Origin of the sequence: Corallococcus silvisoli (genome assembly GCF_009909145.1) — a bacterium.
GTDB lineage: Bacteria > Myxococcota > Myxococcia > Myxococcales > Myxococcaceae > Corallococcus > Corallococcus silvisoli.
In genome coordinates, this window is sequence record NZ_JAAAPJ010000001.1 from 1460118 (window position 1) to 1476382 (window position 16265).

The following is a 16265-nucleotide window of genomic DNA, read 5'->3' on the forward strand; positions in this document are numbered from 1 at the left end:
GCTCTAACGCGTCGGCAACGGCCCAGCCATCTTTGCGCGCTCAGAACAACGCACCCGTCGCGAACAGTCGCTGCGGGGGCAGAGAAAGGTTCCTGCTGATGAAGCCCAACCCTCCACTTCTCGCCCTGGCGGTCGGCGCCTTCGGCATCGGCGTAACGGAGTTCGCACCGATGGGCATGCTGCCAGTCATCGCCGGCGACCTCGGTGTCTCCATCCCGGCGGCGGGTCTGCTGGTCAGCGCCTACGCCTTTGGGGTGCTGGTCGGCGCGCCAGTGATGACCTTGATGACCGGCCGCGTGCCGCGCCGGACCCTGCTGGTTGGCCTGATGGGTATTTTCACCCTGGGCAATCTGCTGTCGGCGCTCGCGCCGGACTACTGGACCTTGATGGCGGCCCGGGTGGTGACGTCGTTCAACCACGGCGCCTTCTTCGGCGTGGGCGCCATCGTCGCAGCCGGCGTGGTCGCGCCGAACAGGCGGGCGGGCGCTGTCGCGGCCATGTTCATGGGCCTGACTGTCGCCAACATCACCGGCGTTCCCCTGGCCTCCTGGGCGGGCGAGAGCCTGGGCTGGCGCGCCTCCTTCTGGGGCATCGCGGGTCTGGGCGCCCTGGCGATGGTCGCGCTTCGCTGGACCCTGCCGCACGGCCGGGTCGAGCCCTCTGTCGACAGCGGCGCCATGAAGGCCGAACTGGCGGTGCTGGGGCGCGGCCCTGTCCTGGCCGCCCTCGCCCTGACCGTGATCGGCTCGAGCGCCATGTTCACCGTCTTCACCTATATCGCTCCGATTCTGAAGGAGCAGACGTTGGCCTCGACCGGCTTCGTCACCGCCATGTTGGTGACCTACGGACTGGGGCTGACGCTCGGCAACTGGCTGGGGGGCCGCTTCGCCGACAGGTCGGTGGACCGTACCTTGATCGCCACCCTGGCAGGCCTCGCCACACTGCTGGTCGCATTCGCTGGGGTCATGCCGTGGCAGGCACCCTCCGCCGTGGTGATTTTCCTCTGGGGCGTGGCGAGCTTCGCCCTGGTGCCGCCGCTACAGATGCGGGTGATGACCGCCGCCAGCGACGCGCCGAATCTGGCTTCGGCCATGAATATCGGTGCCTTCAACCTGGGCAACGCCCTCGGTGCGGCCCTCGGTGGGGCGGTCATCGGCCTCAACCTCGGCTATCCAGCCGTGGCCCTGGCCGGGGCGGCGATGGCTGGAGCGGGCCTCATCCTGGTCTTGTTGCTGGTTCGCCGCGAGGCTCGCGTGGTCGCGACGCTCCCGGCGGGCTGCTAGACCGACGATCGTGATTCGCATTTCGCTGAGGTGAGAAGGAACTTCGCACGCATTGGGTCCGCGCTTCGAAGTGACGTCGTCAGGTGTCGCGCGTGGCCCACCAGATGGCCGCGATGAGCGTGGTCACCAATGTTGCAGCCAAGAGCCCTCCCAATGACAGGGCGGCGGCGAGGACTGTGGCTGCTGATGTGAAGGCGACTCGCGCGACTGTGAGCGCGCCAAGACTGAGTGCCAACACTCCGGCCAGCGACAGCACCCGTGCAATGGAGCCTTCCTGTCGGATTGGAATGCCAGCGGCTTTCAATGCCTCGGTCAGGACGACGCGTTCCGATTTCGGAAGAGGAACGTCGAAGAAGGCGGTCGGATCCCTCCGTGCGTCAAACCAGAATGCAGCCACGAGGTTCTCGGTGCTGAGGAGGCGAAGATAGCCAGGGCGGTCGATGGCGCGGAGGACGCGACGTGGCCCCTCGGAGGCAAAGGTTACGCGATCCCCTTCAAGGACGAGGTCTTGCTTGGAGGCTTCCATTGCCGCTCGCCGCTGCCGGGTGACAATGGTGATGCATGCATAGGCGAAAAACATGCTCGTCACGGTGAGCAGCGCCAGTGACAGAGATATCGACACCGTCAGGGCGCCGATCCCGAGAAGAAGCGGCAAGCAGACCAAGGCGAGCACGATCCGTCGATGAGCCAACGCACGAAAATGCCTGGCTTCAACTGCAAAGGTCTGTGGCAGCATCGGGTCCGGTGTTTGTTCGACCATGGTCTCTATTCAGCTCACCTCGAAATGGGGGCATCTTAAAACAGGGCTGCATGGAGGAGCGGCAGGAAATGCGCTTCGGTTCGAGGAGGGCGCCCACCCGCCTCCAGGAGGAGACGAGGTGGGGCGCTACGTGGGACGATGGGTCGGACGGGACCTCGAGCCCCCAGGGTCGGAGGCAATGAACTCTCGTATCCGGGCCTTCCCGTGAGCCCTGGCCGAGAGCACCGCGGCGCTGGTCACCTGGGCACGCGGTTGTCCTCGATGGGCTGGCGGTCGGGAGGGCCGGTCTGGCGCTCCCTTCATCACGAGTGCTCAGCCTTGGATTGCGCGAGACGGCGTGGGTCGAGCGGCTCCTTCAAGCGGAGGCCTGGCGCCTGTCGCGCACGATTCAAGGCGCCGATGGCACCACGACGGACGTGGGGGGCGGACGCATGGGTTGCAGGCGGCCGTAGGTGAGCGAGCGCCACAGCCACTCGGCGGGACCGAAGCGGAAGCGCGCCAGCCACAGGTGGCTGAAGAGGACCTGGAGCGCGAAGGCGGCCAGCGTGAGCGTCACGCAGCGCGACGGCGGCAGTTTGCCAATGAGGCCCAGCCCCCACCCGTCGTAGAAGCAGATGCTCACCACCGACTGCATCAGGTAGTTGGTGAGCGCCATGCGACCCACGGGGGCCAGGAACTGCATCCCTCCCTGTCCCCGGCCGCGCACGAAGAGCAGGGCGAAGGCGGACACGTACACCGCGGCCAGTCCCAGGTAGCCCACCTCCTGGACGGCCGGCATCACGACCGTCCAGAGGCCCCGGCTGGCGTCCACGAGGCCGGCGGTGTTCAGCGCCTGCAACGCGGGCTCCGCGCCGTGGCCCAGCACTCCGAGGAGCAGCCCCCAGCCGAGCAGCTTTCGATGCCAGGGGCGGTTCTTCTCCACATCCTGGAGCAGCAGGTGCCGCCCCGCGAGGAGCCCCAGGAGGAAGCGGCCCAGGCTCTCCACCATCCACAAGAGGCGGTTGACCCGCGGAAGCATCGCCAGGAGGAAGAAGCGCGCATTCTCCTTCTGCGAGGTCCAGAAGGAGTTGCTGGAGAGTCCCTCCAGGAAACGGGCCCGCAGCTGCGCGGTCTGTGCCGCCTGGGCCTTCGCCGCCTCGGCCGCCGCCTCCGCGCCATCCATCAGGATGGGGATGTAGTGCCGCAGGGCGGCCACCGCCATCGGCACCACCACGAGCAGCACCAGCGCCCAGGTGAACACCGTCCGGTCCGACCTCTGCCGGAAGAGCAGCAGTGCGAAGCCCGCAGTCGCATAGACAGACAGCGCGTCGCCGACCCAGACACCGAAGATATGGACCAGGCCGATGGCCAGCAGCGCCAGCAGCCGTCGCGTGTAGAGCGGGGTGATGGGCTGGCCCCGGGCCTCGGCGCGCGTCAACTGGATGGAGAAGCCCAGCCCGAAGAGGAAGGCGAAGAGGGTGAAGAACTTCTGGCTGATCAGATAGTCATACGCCATCTGCGTGGCGGCCTCGAGCGGAGGCGCCGCCAGGGCGCGCGCCTGCTCGCGGGGCAGGAAGTTGCGTCCGCTGAACCAGGCGAAGCTGTTGGAGATGAAGACGCCGCAGAGCGCGAAGCCACGCAGCGCATCCACCAGGACCACCCGTTCGGTTCTGCCAACCGGGGCGATGGGGGCCTCGTGGGAGGCTGAACCCGACGCCTGCGATGCCTCATTCATGTACGCAACTCCTCCACTGAAAGACAGGAACTGGAACGCTCAGGTGATGCGGGCCCAGAAGGCGCGCACGAGCCGGAGCACCTCATCGGGCTCCTCGACGTGCGAGAACGAGCCGCTGCGCTCCAGCACATGGAGCTCGGCGCTCCTGGCATGGGCGAGTGACTCGCGCTGCAGCGCGGGATACAGCGCCCGGTCGAAGCGGCCCGCCAGCACGAGCAGCGGCACCGCGAGCTCGCTCAAGCGCCGCCTGAAGTCGGGGATGGCTGGAAGCTGTCCGCCGATTTCGAAGTCGATGTCCTCGCCGCAGAACACCGGGTAGAGCGCGACGTTGCGGGCGCCCGGCTCGGTCGCGACCCGCGGGGCATTGTCTGGATTGAAGAACCGCACCAGGCGCGCCGCGCTGGCGAAGAGCGACGCCATCCGCGGGTCGGTCGACCGCACGCCTTCCTTGTGCAGGCGCTGGATCTCCTCCCAGACCTCCGGGCACTGATTGGCGATCTCCCGGTTGAGATTGATGTGGTTGAGGCGCCACATCTCCGGGCTGAACAGGCTGTTGGCGAGCACCACGCTCCGGACCCGCGCGGTGTGTTCGAGCGCCAGCGCTTGGGAGAGCAGCCCCCCGTAGGAGAATCCATAGAGGTGCACCGGGCCGAGGTCGAGCTGTTGCAGCACGGCCGCGACGTCGGCGACGTCCTCCGCGAAGGTGATGTCGCGCAGGTCCTTGGGGACGTCGGACCGGCCTCGCCCGAAGAGGTCGATGTAGATGACGCAGTGGTCGGCCGCGAGCGGGTCGAAGTGGGGGTGGAAGATGACGTGCGAGCCGGCGGGCCCCAGGCCCGCCAGCATGACCACGGGTGTACCGCTGCCGTGTCGCTCGACCCACAAACGCTTGCCGCGGACCGTGACGTAGTCGCCCGGGGGATGGGTGAAGGTGATGCCAGGGTTTGTCGTTGTCGTCGCCATGGATTGCCTCTCCTCGAGTCAGGGGCTTCGCCCGGTCAGTTCCACCAGTAGGAAGCCTTCATCCATAGTGCATCCGCGGCCCGGATGTCGCGAAGCGCGCCGAGGTCGAGCTCGGCCCGTTCGCCGGACGCGAGCACGCGCGCGGGTGCCTGCGAGCGTGTATAGACAAGGAACATCGTGGAGCCGGGCCGGAACTCCCAGCGGAGGACGGCATTGACATCCAGGGTCGCGAGCTGGCTGTCGGGGTTCTTCGTGGGGGCCTCCGCCGCTGTCAGGTCGTCCAGCCGGATGTTCGCCCGCGCATGGTCTGGCGTGAATGAACCGAAGTCGCGATAGTGCCTGGCGACCAGCAGTGTCTGCGCATAGAGCTGGAGCGTGAGCCGGGTCGTCAGGGTGTAGTTGGCGCGCAGCGTGGCGCCGATGCTGCGCGCGTCGAGTCGGCCGAACAGGTACTCGCCCGGTCGAGGCGTGGCCCCCAGGTAGCGCGCCTCGCCGGCCGCGAGGGTGACCTGGGGCAACACCTGCAGCTCGAGTTGCGGCAGCAGATGGAAGCCCAGCTGCGCGCTGTAGGTGAGGCTGTAGCCGTCATCCCGGAACATGCTCACGCTCGTGAGGGAGCCCGACAGCCGCCGCCCCGGAGCGCTCGTGAGGGTCAGGTCCCAACCGACGCTGCCCGTGCGCTCGATGGCGGTGCCATCCCCGACCTCGCGGTCCTCGTAGCGGTTGCCGAAGTAATACACCATGGTGTTGGCCTTCCACGCGTTCTTGAATTGCCATTCGGTGAAGGCGTAGTAGCCGCGAAAGACATTCAAGCCGTCGACGGTGTTCCGGAAGGAGGTCGAGAGTCGCACTCTCACCTCGGCGACCGCGGCGAACGGATCGACCGCCCGGTACTCGACGGTGGGCAGCAGGCGCAGGTGGTTCTGCCGCACCATGAAGCCCAGGTCGTTGAAGTCGAGCCGTCGCCCTGACGCCTCCGCCTCGACGGAGCCCAGCCAGTTGCCACCCTCCTTGGCCGCGAACATCAAGGCTCCCGCGTCGACATCTCCCGACGCGATGACCGTGCCGTCCGGCAGGGTGCGCGGTGGGCCGTTCTGGATGGCGCTCATCAGGGCCTGCCCGCTCACCACGTAGTCCCCCGAAAGAGAGCGCCAGGAGCCATCCGCCGACAACACGTAGCTGTCGTGGAAGCAGCGCGCGCTCGCGGCGACCCGCTCACCCCCGGGGCACAGCTGCCGTGACGTTGTGCTGTCCGCGGACGCCAGCAGTGGATATTCCCCGGTCGGCTCGAGCCGCTGGGTCGCGGTGGCCAGCAGGCCCAGCTGGGCCCGCTCGCTCAGGACCGCGCGCATCCGGCCCACCGTGAACGCGCTGCGAGGCGCGGCCAGCGCGTCGCGCAGGGAGAGGTCCGCTCGCTCGACCTGGACATCGTTCTGTCCCGTGAGCGCCGAAAGCAGGCCCCAGTTCAGATGCGTGCCGAGCGTCCCGCGCAGCTTCGCCGCTCCGTAGATGGTGGTGGGCACTGGAATCGACGTGACGCGTTCGGACTCGGGGGCCTGGGTGAGGACGCCTGGCTTCGTCGGCACGGCGCCGATGCGGCGCGTGTAGAAGGTCCGCCGGGACGTCGGGAAGTAGGTCATCCGCGGCACCTGGAACATGTCCATGCCGTCCAGGAAGAAGGGCCGCTTCTCCGGGAAGAACGTCTCGATGGTGGTGAGGTTCAGGACCTGCTCATCCGCCTCGACCTGGGCGAAGTCGGGGTTCACCGTGAGGTCGAGCCCGACATTCGGGGTCAGGTGCACGCGGGCGTCGAGCCCGCCGGTGGCGCCGTAGCCGGTCCTCCCGTCCACGCCCCGTGCCGCGCGGAGCAGGGCGAAGGGACGCAGCTCGAACGGATTGCCGCGATGCAGCCCCTCCATCCTGCTGAGCCGGCCGTACCGCGACGTCTCACCGGCCACGGTGCGTGGGATGTAGGCCCATTCCTGGGTCTCCTGGACCGAGGACAGGTAGCGGCGCGCCTGCAGTCCCCAGTCCCCGACCCTCTCCGGGTCCAGCTGGAAGATGAGCAGGGGGATTCGCAGCTCGGCCGACCAGCCCGTCGCGTGCTGATGGACCCGCGCGTCCCAGACGCCGTCCCAGTCGGCCGAGTAGTCGGTGTCGTTGAAGCGGATGCCGTCTCCCATCACTCCGGCCGCGCTCACCCAGAACTCGAAGGTGCGGGTGCCGTCGCTGATGGTGACTTCGACGCGATCATCACCGACCTTGCGGTCTCTTCGCACCAGCCGCGAGATTCGCGGCGTCTTGAGCTGCTCGCATTCGAATGCAACGTAGAGCGCGTCATCGTCGTAGACGAGCCGCAGGAGGGTGTGCTCGCTGGGGCTCTGCCCTTCGTTGGGGAACTTCTGGGTGAAGGCATCGGTCGCGGCGGCCACGCTCCACACCGGGTCGTCGAGCACGCCATCCAGTCGGGGGCTGTCGTGGGTGCGGATGGCCTGGAGACTCGGCCGCGCTGGCGGTTGGGAGGTGGAGACCGTGTCGGCCATCGCCAGATGGGGGGCGAGCAGGGCGGAGGCGATGGCGAGCAGCACCGCCCCGCGCGCGGCGCGCCTGACGCGGCTGCGTGCGCGCATCGTCAATCAGCTCCGCCGGGGTGATGCTTCGGGGACCAGCACGACCTGCTGCTCCAGCTCACGCATCCGTTGCGCGTCCGCATCGACGCGGGCCAGCTCCGGGTGGGCCAACACGACGAACCCGAGATCGAGGCTGCCGAACAGGTCCTTGGTGATAGCCAGCCGATCGCCGTCGCGGATGGCGATCCGGGAGAAGTGATGGCTCGGGAGGTTCTTCACCTCATCGAGGACCGAGGCGTTCCGTACCCGTCCCGCGCGGCGGGCCATCAGGAACAGCACGCGCACGTGCTGGCGCAGCTGGTAGCTGGCGGGCATCGGCTCGTCACTCACGAATCGGCGCACCACGCGGTCAAGCTGGCTCTCCCCCGTCGCCACCCGACAGAAGTGGGGGTGTCCCCCGCCATGGGGACGGGCGCCAATCTCGATGAGCCGGGGGCCCCGCTGGGTGAGCATGAGCTCGATGTGGGCCGCGCCGAAGCGCATGCCCACCGCGTCGAGCACTCCGAACGCGTAACCCACCAAGTCCGCGTAGGCCGGGAACAGCGGCGACATCCACGACATGGACTCGTAGACGGCCATGTGACCGCCGTTGTCGACCTTGTGGTAGCGGCAGATGTCGCTCACCGAATGGACGCCCGCGTGGCTGGCCGTGTCGACCACGTACTCGGTGCCCTCGCAGTACTCCTGGACGACGAGGCGGTCGTTGAGCAACCCGAGGCGATTTCGCTGGCCCAGCATCGACGTGAAGACGTCGTGCCAGCCTTCGCCCCGGGCGACGCGGGTCACCCCGTCGGTGCTGGCGCTCTTGGGGGGCTTGATGACCAGGTCCCGGCCCCGCAGGCCGGAGCGTTCAATCCACGCCTCGACCTCGTCGGGGTCGTCGGTGCAGATCTGCTCGATGATGGGAAGCCCCGCTTGCGCCACGGCCCGGGCCATGTCGCCCTTGTGTCGGCGCGCGCTGGCGGTCTCGGGCGCGTTGGCGACTTCGGGAACCACCTGGGGCGCGACCAGGTCCGCGAGCTCGACTCCCGACTCGCACCCGGCCAACACGCAGCGGGGACGCAGGGCGCGCAGGCGCGCGATGGCCGTGCTCAGTCCGTCGGACGCGACGATGACCTCGCTGAAGTCCTCCGGGCGGTAGGACGCCGCATAGACGTCGGGCGGGGCGGGCGCGGTCACCAGGGCGACCGAGGGCACCCCAGCCTCGCGGAACGCAGGCGCGTAGAGCGCGCCTGACGAGTACGGGTCTACGATCACCGCGGGACCCGCCGGGGCATACGCACTCATGGTTCAGACCTTCCCCGTGCGAGCGAGCCGGGCCGCGGCGGCGCAGTACCGCCGCCACGCGTCCGCCACCTGGGGGCTCAAGCCGCGCGCGCGCACCGCGGAGTGGACGAGGCCCGGCTCGACGACGAGCTCGACCTGGGTGCCGTTCTCCCTCAGGCGCTGCGCGTAGGCCTGCGAGTCCACGAGCAGCGAGTCCATCTCCGCGCCCATGATGTAGGCCGGAGGCAGGCGATCGAAGCGTCCGCTCACCAGCGGTGACACGTATGGATGGGCGACCTGTCCGGGGAGCGGCGCGTAGCAGGCGGTGTAGTACTCCATCTCTCCGCTCGTCAGGAGTGGCGCGTCCGCTCCTCCGGAGCGCCAGCGGGTGAAGTCGAGCACCGGGCTGATCAACGCCTGTCCGCGCAGCGACGGACCGCCCCGGTCGCGAGCCATCATCGCGACCACGACCGCCATGTTCCCCCCCGAGCTGTCTCCGCAGATGACGACCTTCGCGGGGTCGATCCCGAGCAGGCCAGGAGCACTGATGAGACCGCACACGACGTCGTGGCAGTCCTCGAGCGCCGCGGGGAACGGGTGCTCGGGCGCCAGGCTGAAATCAGGGGCGACCGTGACGAGGCCCGTCTGCATGCAGAGCTCGGCGAGGACCGTGTGGTGGGTCTCGAGGGAGCCGACCACGAACCCGCCACCGCGGATGTAGATGAGCAGCCCATCATCGACCTGTCTCTCGGGCCGGTAGACGCGCGCCGACACGTGGCGCCCGCCGTGCGGGATGCGCACGTCCTGCGTGGTCACGCCAGGAGGCACGTCGTAGGGGAACTCAATGGTCAGCCCCTGGTAGAGGGCACGCTGCTGCTCGTTCGGGAGCTTGTAGAAGTCGGGAGGCATGGCCGCGTTGCAGCGGTCGATGAACTCCTGGATGCCAGGTGCGTAGTCTGCCATGTCATGCTCCGGTATCAGGTTGGGGGGACTCGACCTGCGCCACGGGGAGGCTCGCCACGTGCGGTTGCCGGATGGCTTGCAGGATGCCTCGGCGCAGCAACATGGGCAGACACAAGACGGTGCCGAGCCCTCCCGCCCACAGCGCGACGGGCAGCCCCCACAGATGAATGCACCCGGCCGCCAGGAGGCTGCCAATCGACCCGGCACCCCAGAGGAAGAAGCGCTGGACCGAGTTGACCCGGCTGAGCATCGCGTCGGGGGTCTCGAGCTGCCGCAGGGTCAGGGAGGTGGGACCGAATACCCCTTCGCCCACGCCATGAATCACCCCACTGGCGACCAGGCCCACGAGCGACCCGAGGGAGCAGGCGGCGGCGGTCAGCACGAGGCCGAGCACCGCCACCGACGCGCTCACCACCAGGCTGCGTGCCACGCCGAAGCGCGCGGTGAGCCGGGCCGACAGGAGATTCCCGAGAGGGAATCCGATACCGACCGCGCCCACGACGAGGCCGATGCCGGTCGCGCTCAATCCCAGCACGCTCTTGCAGTAGAGAATCAGGCTGGCTTCGATCATGCCCAGGAACAACACGTAGACCACGCCGCACGAGATGACCGGCTCCACGCGGCTGTGGAGGAAGACGAAGGTCGTCCCCTCGCGGATGTCGCGGACCAGCCAGCCCCGCTCGCGCGGCTTGGGGACGGAGCGGACGGTGGTCGGGCGGATGGCCAGCAACGTCACCAGCGAGGCCATGAAGGTGAGGGCGTTCGCCCAGAGGGCCACGAACGCGCCGAACGCGGCGATCACCGGCCCGGCGGCCATCGGGCCGATGGTCCGTGAAATCGACTCGGAGAAGAACAGCCTCGAGTTGCCGACGTGGAGCTCCTCCTTCCGCGTCAGGAGCTCCGGCAGATACGAGGTGTAGGCGACCTGGAAGAACACCACGGCGCAGCCACTGATGGCGACCAGCGCCATGAGCACGGGGAACGACAACGCATGCAACAGGGCGAGTGCCGCGATGATGGCGAAGGCCACCGCCTGCACCGCGTCACACACCAGCATCGTCAAGCGCCGCGGCAGGCGGTCCACGATGGCGCCGGCGGGAAGGCCGAGCACGAGGAACGGAGCGGACAGGGCGAAGGGCAGGAGCGCCGCCTGCGCCGCCGGGGTGCCCACCATCTCAAGCGCCACGAGCGGCAGGGCGACGACCGCGAACTGGTCTCCCATGAGGCTCAGGGATTGCCCCGCCCACAGCAGGCGGAAGTCACCTCGGCGAGAGGGCAGGTCGGCTGAAGGGGGAGGGGAGGTCATGACGAGGGCTCAGGAGTGCGACAGGGGAAGGGCCGCTGCCGCGCGGTGCAGGTCTCGGGGCGGGGAAACGGACTGCGTCGAGGCTCCGGGTGTCAGCTCACGCCCAGGCTCCTGGCCTCGTCGGCGGAGCCCGAGAGCGTGAAGGCTCGCTCCGCTTCCTTCGCCGCCGCGTTGCACGCCTCGGCGCTCTCACCCCGCACGACCACGTAGCCATAGCGGCATGACACGTGATCGTTCGGAGGCAGGACCAGCCGCTGGCCGGGAGACGCGAGGACGCGCGCCAGGTCGACCGCCGGCGGAAGCCGTGTCTCGTCGACGCGCACGTCCGCGACGACCACATCGCGCTCCGGGTAGAGGAACCGGATCGCCGCGACGTCTCGCCGTGCGTGCTCGACCACGGGGAGCTGGCCGCACGCGACCTCGACCGCGACCCGGCCCGGATCAATTCCCGACGCGAGCCAGCCGACGTACGGAATCATGTCGCCGCCCAGGCGCGCGTTGATCTCCACGATCTTCGGCCCGGAGCGGGTGAGGCGCAGCTCGGTGTGGGTGATGCCCGTCTGGAGCCCGACGGCCTGGTGCGCCCCGGCGAGCACCTGGCGCAGCGCGGGGTCCTCGAGGAGGGGGTCCGCCGCGTCGACGACGTGGCCCGTCTCCTCGAAGTGGGGGTAGAAGCCCGTCACCTTGCGTGCCAGATACAGGGGCTGCATTTCGCCGTCGGCGAAGGCGGCATCGACGCTGATCTCCGGGCCGTCCATGTACTCCTCGATGAGCACCCCGGCGTCGAAGGAGGGGACCCCGTCTTCTCGCGCATCGCGGGCATGGGCGTAGGCGGTCGCCAGCTCACGCGGGCCGTCCACGAGGCTCACACCGAAGCTCGCGCCCAGGGCGCGTGGCTTGACGATGACCGGGTATCCGATGGCCTGGGCGGCGGCGTCGGCCTCGGCGGCCGTCGACACGGCGATGGAGCGGGCCTGGGGTACTCCGGCGGCGGCGAGGGCGCCGCGGGTGCGGTGCTTGTCCCGGCAGTTCGAGATGGCCTGGGAGGGCCCCGAGGGAAGTCCCAGGGTCTCCGCCAGCCGGGCGGCATGGACGATGCGGATTTCATCCCAGCAGATGACGCCGTCGAACGCGACCTCGGCGCGCAGGTCACGCGCCGCCGTGAGCATGGCTTCGACGTCCAGGGTGTCGACCTTCGTGCTGCCAATGACATAGGGCCGCTCCCATTGCGACTCCCGGTCGATGAACAGCCAGACCCTCGCATGGTTTGAAATCATGCGGAGCAGGTACTCACGGTACAGGTGGTATCCGCTGGAGACGAGCAGGACGGTGCGGGGAGATGTCGTGTCAACCTTGAACGGTTGGGGCATGGCTCGGCTTCCTGTGGGGATCGCATGGGGACGGACAGGCCCCGGTTGGAGCGGGTTCATTGGCGAGGATGCCCCGCCACCGCAAGCGCACGAGCGCACCCGGCTCGTCTGGGAATACGGCCACGACTTCATCTCTCAGGGAGACCAGCGGAATGGCTCCTTTGCGCAGGTGCTTGAGCGTGATGCGTCGTGAGTGCCAGGGACATTGGATGGCCCCGGCCTGGGAGTCCCAGGTCCCCAGATGCAACGGACCTCCACGGTGCGGGCAGGCGGACGCGACGAGGAGAAGCTCATCGGAGGAGCGCAAGAGGAAGAAGCGCCGCCCGCCCACTTCCAGGAGATTCACCCGCCGGGGGTCGAACCTTAGGACAGGCACTTGCGGTAGTCCTCGATGGAGTAGATGGTGTAGACGCATCGCTCCGAATCGATGATCGCGCCATGCAAGCGATTGTGTTGGATGACCGTGCCCTCGCCCGCGTTCAACACCGTGTGACGCTCATCACCGGTGACGAAGTGCATCACCCCCGAGTCGATGTGACAAAGCTCATCCCCGTCGTGGACGTGGGTCACGGAGAGCTCGCCACGGGGCTCGATGAACTGCTGCCGCTTGGGCTTGAGCTCACCGCTCTGGATCTTCGCGTAGACGGCCGGGTGCAACGCCTTGTACTTCGGGCCGTCGTCCGCCCAGGCCACCTGGTCGCAGAAGTCCTGCTCGCCGATCCGCCCCAGCAGCCGGGCCTCCTCGAAGCCTCGGACGATCTCGGGGATGATGCCCTCGCCGTAGGCCGCGACCGCGGGCTTCACCAACTCATCCAGCACCATCTGACTGTGATGGTTGTCGATGTGGACGTGCTCCAGGAAGTACTGGGCCTCCGCGTCCGGTCCGAAGACGGCGCGGAGCATGTCCGCCATCTGCGCGCAGGAGGAGATGAAGGCCGTCTCTGCCTGGTAGATGGCCCCGAGATAGCGGAAGACCTTGGTGTGATCCCGGGAGATCCAGTTGTAGTAGTTGTTCAGCAGCAACGACGAGGTCAGATAGAACTGCCAGTAGGCATGCGGCCGCGGATCCAGGCCGTGAGCGCTCATCATCTTCTCGAAGAGCGTGCTGTGCTTCGTCTCATGGACCCCGTACCCGTACTCATCGATGACGATCTTGAAGAGCGCGGACTGGAGCCGGCCGAAGTGGCCCAGGACGTTCCGGCCCATGGCGGAGGCCTCCAGCAGGAAGTCTCCGGCGAGCTGGGTCAGGAACGTGCGCGCCGCATGCTCCCGGTTCGATGAGCCCAGGATGGCCGACATCGCCTTGTTTTCGTCGGAGCGATGGAGTGATTTGGCGTAGTCCTGGAAGTACGACTCCAGTGTCGCGGCCGTCCAGCGACCGCTGATCGAAACCTCCTTCTGGAGGAAGTCGAACGAGTAACGCTCGAGCCAGGGGCGCACCACCGCACCCAGCGCCAGCGAGCGAGGCGAATAGAACTCCTCGAAGTCCGCTCGCTTCGCCTCGAAGTCACGCTCGGGGAGCAGGACGAAGTCCTGCTCATAGAGCGTCAAGAGCGTCCGCTGCGCGGCCAGGCTGCTGTAGGTGAGGATTTCGTCCTGGCTGAGGGGCTTGGCGAAGTCCAGGTGCTTGAAGACATGAGGGCGGAGGGTTCGTCGGTAGGGGTTTCCATGGACCCGCCACTCCTCCGTATCCACGAACAATTCGCTCTCTCCATACTGGATGAGGCAATTCTTGAAGTGGGAGTAGTCTCCGAGATCAACGGCTGCGGGCGTCGTCTTGCTGGGCGTGTGTCTCATTCGGGGTTCCCCATGAACCCGCTTGTATCCAGGCCGTCCGTGCACGCTCTATCCGGTTCTTGCGCTGAGCTGCGTGCCCGGGGGGCGACCGTTCAGCGTTGATCCGATCGGGGCGAATCAAGGGATGACGGCAATAACCGGATAGAGCGTCCGCGAGCCGTTGAACGAGGCTTGTGAACGATTCGCTCCCTGGAGCCGTTCGTGTCTTCTCCCGTCCCTCTTCCATTCTCCACGGAAAATGAGCGTTGGATAGCAGTGGTTGCGCGGGATGTTCGTGCGGAGGACGCGTTTGTCTATGTCATGTCTTCGAGCCGCATCTTCTGCCGTCCGACCTGCACGGCCCGTCGTCCGGTCCGGAGGCAGATCCGGTTCTTCTCGACGCGCGAGGAGGCGGTGGCGGCGGGCTACCGCGCCTGCCGCCGGTGCAAGCCAGACGCGGAGTCGCTCCTGCGACAGCATCAGTTGCTGATCCAGCAGGCCTGCCAGCTCCTGGAGCAGACGGAGGGGCCTGTGTCGCTCGAGTTCATCGCCCGCAGGGTGGGGCTCAGCCGCTTCTATTTCCATCGACTGTTCAAGCGATACGTGGGGGTTACGCCCAAGGAGTATTCGGCGTCGTGCCAGTTCAAGCGGTTGGAGGCGCTGCTTGAGCGCGGCACGTCCATCATCGATGCCATCTACGATTCGGGCTTCAGCTCCACGAGTCGCATCTATGAGAAGACAGACAAGGAGCTGGGAATGACCCCGGCCAAGTTCAAGTCCGGTGGGAGCGGCCTGCACATCTATCACGCGACCGTCGAGTCTCCGGACAGTCATCTCCTCGTCGCGTTGACGGAGCGGGGGACGTGCATGATCGAGTTCGGGGACACGCCGTCGGAGCTGATGGAGAGGCTGATGGCGCGCTTCCCGGGCGCGAAGTTCGCCGGTCCGCATCCAAGGCTCACCGCGGTCCTTCCCCGGATCATCGAGCTGATCGAGGGTCCACGGTCGGACCTCCAGCTCCTGGACTCGCTTCAACGGACGGCCATTCAGCGCAAGGTTCGCAAGGTCCTCCAGGACAGCTGGCCTCCGCGCGAGGGCAGCGGGCGGAGCCCCTCCCTCCGCGTCCCCATGCCGACCCGCGGTTCCCCAACTCACTCCCAGTCCACGGATGGAGCCAGTCACGATGACCGACATTCTTGATGATGCTGTTCGCCTCGCGAACGCCTGGCCGCTTCATGAGTCCATTGAATCGTTCGAGGCGAACCTGGCGCGCCACGTCCCAGAGGGGCTCTCTGGCAATTCGCTCAATCGCATCTACCGGAAGATGATTCCCCGCTGGCACTTCGCCATGCTCAACGACGTGGCGCGCAACCAGGCGTTCTCCTCGGCGTTGCAGGCATTGACGCGATCCGGCGATCTCGTCCTGGACGTGGGGGCGGGCTCGGGGTTGTTGGCGATGATGGCCGTGAGGGCAGGCGCCCGTGCCGTGGTCTCCTGCGAGGTGGTCGAGCCCGTGACCCATATCGCCCGGCGGATCATCGAGGCCAATGGCCTCGCCGACCGAATCTCCATCGTGCCGAAGCGGTCGTCCCTGCTCACGCTCGGTCAGGACCTGCCGGCCCGGGCCGACCTGCTCGTCACGGAGACGGTCGACTGCGGCCTGGTGGGCGAAGGCCTCCTGCCCATCATCCGCCACGCGCGGGCGGAGCTCCTCAAGGAGGACGCGCGGATCATCCCCGCCAGGGCCAAGGTCTTCTTCTCCTTACTGGAGAGCAGCGTCATCCACCGCATCAACTTCGCGAAGGAGGCCGCCGGGTTCGACGTCAGCCTGTTCAACCGCTTCTCTACCCAGGAGTACTTCCCGGTCCGCATCTCGACCTGGGACCATGCCCTGCTGAGCCCACCGGTCGAGGCCCTTTCGTTCGACTTCCGGCACGATGCGCTGGAGCCCCAGACGGTGCGCGTCTCCGTCACGCCCTCGCGCAGTGGCGTCGTCCACGGCGTGCTCTTCTGGTTCGAGCTGGATCTCGGTGGGGGCATCCTCCTCTCCAACGCACCCGAGAACCTCTCAAGTCATTGGATGCAGGCGGTCCAGGGGTTCGAGATGCCACTTCGGGTCGAGGCGGGCCGGCCCCTGTGCGCCGAGATCAACCAGGGTCTGACCAGCATCCACTTCGCGCTGACCCCTTGAGCTGAAGTCCCGGGTCACGCTTCCATTAATAGACCCATCTGCT

General features: G+C 67.5%; 13 protein-coding genes. 3 read left to right on the forward strand and 10 right to left on the reverse strand.

What is annotated here, in order from left to right; genetic code table 11:
• Nucleotides 1-98 precede the first annotated feature (98 nt).
• A complete protein-coding gene (locus GTY96_RS05810; protein ID WP_143898994.1) occupies nt 99-1283 on the forward strand; it encodes an MFS transporter in 1185 nt (394 codons plus the stop codon).
• A gap of 79 nt (nt 1284-1362) precedes the next feature.
• Here GTY96_RS05810 and GTY96_RS05815 read toward each other — a convergent pair whose 3' ends face one another.
• The 10 genes from GTY96_RS05815 to GTY96_RS05860 all read right to left on the reverse strand — a co-directional run bounded on the left by GTY96_RS05815 (nt 1363) and on the right by GTY96_RS05860 (nt 13950).
• On the reverse strand, nt 1363-2043 hold the full coding sequence (locus tag GTY96_RS05815; protein WP_143898995.1) for a hypothetical protein: 681 nt from the start codon (nt 2041-2043) through the stop codon (nt 1363-1365).
• 388 nt (nt 2044-2431) lie between these two features.
• On the reverse strand, nt 2432-3757 hold the full coding sequence (locus GTY96_RS05820) for a DUF418 domain-containing protein (RefSeq protein WP_143898996.1): 1326 nt from the start codon (nt 3755-3757) through the stop codon (nt 2432-2434).
• Nucleotides 3758-3796: 39 nt separating this feature from the next.
• Complete coding sequence (locus GTY96_RS05825; protein WP_201755791.1) at nt 3797-4720, reverse strand: alpha/beta fold hydrolase; 924 nt, start codon at nt 4718-4720, stop codon at nt 3797-3799.
• Nucleotides 4721-4755: 35 nt separating this feature from the next.
• A complete protein-coding gene (locus GTY96_RS05830; RefSeq protein ID WP_161664089.1) occupies nt 4756-7350 on the reverse strand; it encodes a carbohydrate binding family 9 domain-containing protein in 2595 nt (864 codons plus the stop codon).
• 6 nt (nt 7351-7356) lie between these two features.
• Nucleotides 7357-8637 carry an ATP-grasp domain-containing protein gene (locus tag GTY96_RS05835; protein WP_161664090.1) on the reverse strand — a complete coding sequence of 427 codons (1281 nt, stop codon included), beginning with the start codon at nt 8635-8637 and terminating at the stop codon, nt 7357-7359.
• 3 nt (nt 8638-8640) lie between these two features.
• Nucleotides 8641-9579: an alpha/beta hydrolase gene (locus GTY96_RS05840; protein ID WP_143898999.1), complete on the reverse strand. Its 939-nt coding sequence runs from the start codon at nt 9577-9579 to the stop codon at nt 8641-8643.
• A 1-nt stretch (nt 9580) separates the two neighbouring features.
• Nucleotides 9581-10885: an MFS transporter gene (locus GTY96_RS05845; RefSeq protein ID WP_161664091.1), complete on the reverse strand. Its 1305-nt coding sequence runs from the start codon at nt 10883-10885 to the stop codon at nt 9581-9583.
• 92 nt (nt 10886-10977) lie between these two features.
• Nucleotides 10978-12255, reverse strand: a complete 1278-nt coding sequence (locus tag GTY96_RS05850; protein ID WP_161664092.1) for an ATP-grasp domain-containing protein — start codon at nt 12253-12255, stop codon at nt 10978-10980.
• Entirely contained in the window at nt 12233-12670 is a 438-nt protein-coding gene (locus tag GTY96_RS38690) for a Rieske 2Fe-2S domain-containing protein (protein WP_143899002.1), read from the reverse strand. Before GTY96_RS38690 ends, GTY96_RS05850 begins: the two co-directional genes overlap by 23 nt.
• Nucleotides 12619-13950, reverse strand: a complete 1332-nt coding sequence (locus GTY96_RS05860) for an iron-containing redox enzyme family protein (RefSeq protein ID WP_255441934.1) — start codon at nt 13948-13950, stop codon at nt 12619-12621. The genes GTY96_RS38690 and GTY96_RS05860 overlap by 52 nt, the downstream gene beginning before the upstream one ends.
• 303 nt (nt 13951-14253) lie before the next feature.
• On the opposite strand from GTY96_RS05860, the gene GTY96_RS05865 reads away from it, so the two are divergent.
• Both GTY96_RS05865 and GTY96_RS05870 read left to right on the forward strand, forming a co-directional pair.
• Nucleotides 14254-15231, forward strand: coding sequence for a bifunctional transcriptional activator/DNA repair enzyme AdaA (locus tag GTY96_RS05865; RefSeq protein ID WP_328700772.1), 978 nt, complete (start codon nt 14254-14256; stop codon nt 15229-15231).
• A complete protein-coding gene (locus GTY96_RS05870; protein ID WP_143899128.1) occupies nt 15215-16222 on the forward strand; it encodes a 50S ribosomal protein L11 methyltransferase in 1008 nt (335 codons plus the stop codon). The genes GTY96_RS05865 and GTY96_RS05870 overlap by 17 nt, the downstream gene beginning before the upstream one ends.
• Nucleotides 16223-16265: the final 43 nt, after the last annotated feature.

Excerpts from the sequence above, each read along its gene's own strand:
- GTY96_RS05810 (WP_143898994.1), top strand. The coding sequence starts at position 99 with ATGAAGCCCAACCCTCCACTTCTCGCCCTGGCGGTCGGCGCCTTCGGC.
- GTY96_RS05815 (WP_143898995.1), bottom strand. The coding sequence starts at position 2,043 with ATGGTCGAACAAACACCGGACCCGATGCTGCCACAGACCTTTGCAGTT.
- GTY96_RS05820 (WP_143898996.1), bottom strand. The coding sequence starts at position 3,757 with ATGAATGAGGCATCGCAGGCGTCGGGTTCAGCCTCCCACGAGGCCCCC.
- GTY96_RS05825 (WP_201755791.1), bottom strand. The coding sequence starts at position 4,720 with ATGGCGACGACAACGACAAACCCTGGCATCACCTTCACCCATCCCCCG.
- GTY96_RS05830 (WP_161664089.1), bottom strand. The coding sequence starts at position 7,350 with ATGCGCGCACGCAGCCGCGTCAGGCGCGCCGCGCGCGGGGCGGTGCTG.
- GTY96_RS05835 (WP_161664090.1), bottom strand. The coding sequence starts at position 8,637 with ATGAGTGCGTATGCCCCGGCGGGTCCCGCGGTGATCGTAGACCCGTAC.
- GTY96_RS05840 (WP_143898999.1), bottom strand. The coding sequence starts at position 9,579 with ATGGCAGACTACGCACCTGGCATCCAGGAGTTCATCGACCGCTGCAAC.
- GTY96_RS05845 (WP_161664091.1), bottom strand. The coding sequence starts at position 10,885 with ATGACCTCCCCTCCCCCTTCAGCCGACCTGCCCTCTCGCCGAGGTGAC.
- GTY96_RS05850 (WP_161664092.1), bottom strand. The coding sequence starts at position 12,255 with ATGCCCCAACCGTTCAAGGTTGACACGACATCTCCCCGCACCGTCCTG.
- GTY96_RS38690 (WP_143899002.1), bottom strand. The coding sequence starts at position 12,670 with ATGCGTCTACACCATCTACTCCATCGAGGACTACCGCAAGTGCCTGTC.
- GTY96_RS05870 (WP_143899128.1), top strand. The coding sequence starts at position 15,215 with ATGACCGACATTCTTGATGATGCTGTTCGCCTCGCGAACGCCTGGCCG.